The sequence below is a fragment of the Nocardia amikacinitolerans NBRC 108937 genome (assembly GCF_001612615.1).
GTDB classification, from domain to species: domain Bacteria; phylum Actinomycetota; class Actinomycetes; order Mycobacteriales; family Mycobacteriaceae; genus Nocardia; species Nocardia amikacinitolerans.
In genome coordinates, this window is the sequence record NZ_BDAU01000107.1 from 1 (window position 1) to 615 (window position 615).

At 66.5% G+C, this 615-nt stretch carries 1 protein-coding gene; it reads right to left on the reverse strand.

Annotation, left to right across the window (positions count from 1 at the left end; all coding sequences use genetic code 11):
- A partial coding sequence (locus tag NAM01S_RS33670; RefSeq protein WP_157108055.1) for a SpnB-like Rossmann fold domain-containing protein occupies nucleotides 1–538 on the reverse strand: 538 nt, incomplete at its 3' end.
- Between the last annotated feature and the right edge of the window lie 77 nt (nucleotides 539–615).

Here is a 615-nt window from a genome sequence, read left to right on the forward strand (position 1 = left end):
CAGCCGTGGGGGAGTCGGGCAGTGTGGCACGGGTAAGACGCGGCAGGTGGGCCCGGCCGCGGCGCAAGGCGAGCTGGGGTTGTCCCGTGGCGAGCGCGGAGGCGACAACCGTGCGGGAATCGATGGTGTCGTCGATGTCGATCAGAGTGAAACGGTCGGGGTGTTCTGCCTGTGCGGAGCGGATCAACCCCCATATCGGAGACGCGGCCAGATCGATGATCGTTTCGCTGGCCGTGACCGCGACCGCGCCACGGGTTGTTATCACCAGCCGTGTCTCCGCCAATGCCGCCGTTCCGAGGAACTCCTGGACGACTGTGACCGCACGCGCGCACAGGTCGTGGGCGTTGCTCGGCACCTCGGTCGTGTCGGGCGCGGAGTGAAGTGACAGCAGCGTGTAGTCCGGTGCCGGTTGTCCTTGGTTCACCTCGTCGATCAGGTCGGCAAGTGTCTCACAGGTGCGCGCCGAGGCGCCCGCGGCGGAGAGCTCGGTCGCGATGTCGGGGTTGTCGATCACGACCCAGGATGCTGTGCTCGGCACTGTGGGAGTGGAAGACAGGCGATGCGATACCCAGTCCAGTTCGTACATCGCGCGGGATGCCGGATCCGACTCACCCA